Source organism: Phormidium pseudopriestleyi FRX01 (genome assembly GCF_017313335.1).
In the GTDB taxonomy this organism is placed as follows: Bacteria; Cyanobacteriota; Cyanobacteriia; order Cyanobacteriales; family Laspinemataceae; genus Laspinema; species Laspinema pseudopriestleyi.
This window is the reverse complement of the sequence record NZ_JAFLQW010000086.1, coordinates 1-2,885: the sequence shown is the minus strand read 5'-3', so window position 1 is coordinate 2,885 and position 2,885 is coordinate 1. Positions and strand designations below refer to the sequence as shown.

General features: G+C 49.4%; 2 protein-coding genes. Both read left to right on the top strand.

Annotated elements, in window-relative coordinates:
- The first annotated feature begins 411 nt into the window (after positions 1-411).
- Complete coding sequence (locus J0895_RS03565; RefSeq protein WP_207086754.1) at positions 412-1,941, top strand: YifB family Mg chelatase-like AAA ATPase; 1,530 nt, start codon at positions 412-414, stop codon at positions 1,939-1,941.
- A 38-nt stretch (positions 1,942-1,979) separates the two neighbouring features.
- The gene (locus J0895_RS03560; RefSeq protein WP_207086753.1) at positions 1,980-2,390 is read left to right on the top strand and encodes a DUF3887 domain-containing protein; all 411 of its coding nucleotides are present in this window, start codon (positions 1,980-1,982) and stop codon (positions 2,388-2,390) included.
- Positions 2,391-2,885 lie beyond the last annotated feature (495 nt).

The window sequence follows — 2,885 nt, the reverse complement described above, 5'->3', positions numbered from 1 at the left end:
CTTAACTCAGGCGATCGCCACATAAAGAGGACCCCACCCTAACCCTCCCCTTGCCAAGGGGAGGGGACCGGAGAATCACCATAAACGTAAAAAACCTACCCTTGTCAGCCAAACCCCCTTCCCACCTCTGAATGGCCCTCTCCTCTGAGGAGAGGGAGGTAAGCGGAATGAATACCTTTGCTGGAAGGTGGAGAATCAAAGCCCCTCCCAGCAATAAAAAAATTTCCTTATTCTCCCTCTCCTCTTAGGAGAGGGCCGGGGAGAGGTCTCTTTCTTGATTCGCCAACAGAGTCCTTAAGGCTGCGGGTTTTTATAGAAATATCACAACCCAACCTTCTCTCAGTGATATCCCCCTACTCATTTTTACCCGACGAGATTATAATACTTTCAGCAGTCATCAGGATATCAGCCGTGCTTGCTAGAGTTTGGAGTGCCTCGTTAGTTGGGATTAATGCCGTCAAGGTCGGAGTCGAAATAGACGTTTCTGGAGGAATGCCGGGAATCGTTGTCGTTGGATTGCCCGATACAGCGGTGCAAGAGTCCAAGGAACGGGTAAAAGCTGCCCTGAAAAATTCCAGCTACGCCTTCCCCCTGCGTCGCATTGTGATTAACTTGACCCCTGCGGATTTACGCAAGGAGGGTCCCTGTTTTGACTTACCGATCGCCATTGGCATTCTCGCCGCCTCAGAACAAGTCAGCGCCCAAGTCTTGGGAGATTTTCTCTTCCTGGGTGAACTCTCCCTCGATGGCACCTTACGTCCCGTTGCCGGTGTTCTTCCCATTGCTGCTGCCGCCCAGGAGATGGGAATTACGGCTTTAGTTGTCCCAGAAGGCAATGTCGGGGAAGCAGCGGTGGTGAAAGGATTACAGGTTTATGGCTGTCAGCATTTGTGCGATGCGATCGCCCTGTTGAACAACCCAAGTCAATTCAAACCCGTCACACTGGATGGAAACATCCCCTTTGCACCCCATCCCTTCGGGGGTTTAGATCTGCAAGATGTCAAGGGTCAAGCACATGGACGCCGCGCCTTAGAAATTGCGGCAGCAGGAGGACATAATTTAATCTTTGTCGGTCCTCCGGGTAGCGGGAAAACCATGCTGGCTAAACGGTTACCGGGGATTTTACCGCCTCTGAGTTTTGAAGAAGCCTTAGAAGTTACCCAAATTTATTCCGTGGTGGGGTTACTGAAAAATCGCGGCGCGTTAATTGGCGATCGCCCCTTTCGCAGTCCCCATCACTCTGCCTCCGGTCCCTCTCTCGTCGGCGGTGGCAGCTATCCCAAACCTGGAGAAATTTCCCTCGCTCATCGGGGTATTTTGTTCCTTGATGAACTCACAGAGTTTAAGCGAGATGTGCTAGAGTTCCTGCGCCAACCCTTAGAAGATGGTCGCGTCACTATTTCTCGCACAAAACAAAGTGTGGAATTCCCCGCACAATTTACCTTAGTTGCCAGTACCAATCCCTGTCCCTGTGGCTACTTTGGCGACCCGATCCAACCCTGTACCTGTTCACCTCGTCACCGAGAACAATATTGGGCCAAACTTTCAGGACCATTGATGGATCGGATTGATTTGCAAGTGGCGGTGAATCGCTTAAAACCGGAAGAAATTACTCGTCAAACCACTGGAGAGAGTTCGGAACCTGTGAGACATCGGGTTCAGGCAGCGCGCGATCGCGCCGGCGATCGATTTAAAGCCGAACCCAATATTCGCTGCAATGCGGAAATGCAAACCGCCCAACTCCGCAAATGGTGTCCTCTGGATGAGGCAACCCGCAATCTCCTCGAAAATGCCATCCGCAAGTTGGGACTCTCGGCAAGGGCAACCGATCGCATTTTAAAGGTGGGCCGCACCATTGGGGACCTCGCGGGCGATGATGAACTCAAGATCTCCCATGTGGCAGAAGCCATTCAATATAGAACAATTGATAGAATGCAGTAGATAGCATTTTTTATAGGCTATTTAAGGAGCTAACTCTGATGAAAACTATTCTTTCTTTGGTTTTGCTGGCGACGGTTGCTGTCGTTGATACTTTACCGGCTCAAGCTCAAAGTTTCCAACCCCTCCAGGGGGTGGAAGCGATTGCTCAAACTACTCCAATGGTTTCCCAGGCTGAAGAATTTGTGTCCTTACTCGCCGATGGAGAGTTTAACCAGGCGTTGCAGAAATACGATGGGATTGCTCGGGAAAATATTACCTCAGAAACTCTGGAAACAACTTGGCAAGATTTAGTGGATAAATCGGGGGATTTTCAAGAAGTTGTTTCCAGTGAGACGGTTCCGGGTGAGGGTCAAGATATGGTTCTGTTAACGACTCGGTTTGAACAGGATACTGTGGTGTTGTTCGTGATTTTTGATGGAGAGCAAGAAATCAACAGTTTCACCTATTAACCCGGGCGATCGCCTAAGCTATTGCTGGAATTAGAGTTGCCAGAATTGCGTGAATACAGTTGCCAACGCTCCCTGAATTGAGGGAGCAAGCGTTTGATTAGGGTGCTTCCCTCGTGGCAGGACTGACGCACTCTTTCAAATCAATCCCTAAATGTAGAGGCGATTCGCGAATCGCCTCTACATTTAGGGGGGTTTATCAAAATATGCGGAAGTTTTGTTGTGGTTAGGTTTTATAGCGTTTCTCAGAGTGATGAGGTACATTCTTTTGGAGTGCGAGCATCTTGCTCACTATTGGCAAGAGCGAGCAAGATGCTCGCACTCCTTTAAATATCTGTAACTCATAAGTCCAGCAAACCCTATATAGCGGTTTTCTGTTGGATGAGTTACACCAGTAGGGGCGCAATGCTTGCGCCCCTACTGAATATTCTGTCCCTCACACGCATGAAAACCGCTATATTTGTCGAGAGGCTTCATCAAACATTCTGTTAAATTTCT

Bases quoted from the DNA above. Each gene is read 5' to 3' on its own strand.
- J0895_RS03560 (WP_207086753.1), top strand. From the start codon at position 1,980: ATGAAAACTATTCTTTCTTTGGTTTTGCTGGCGACGGTTGCTGTCGTT.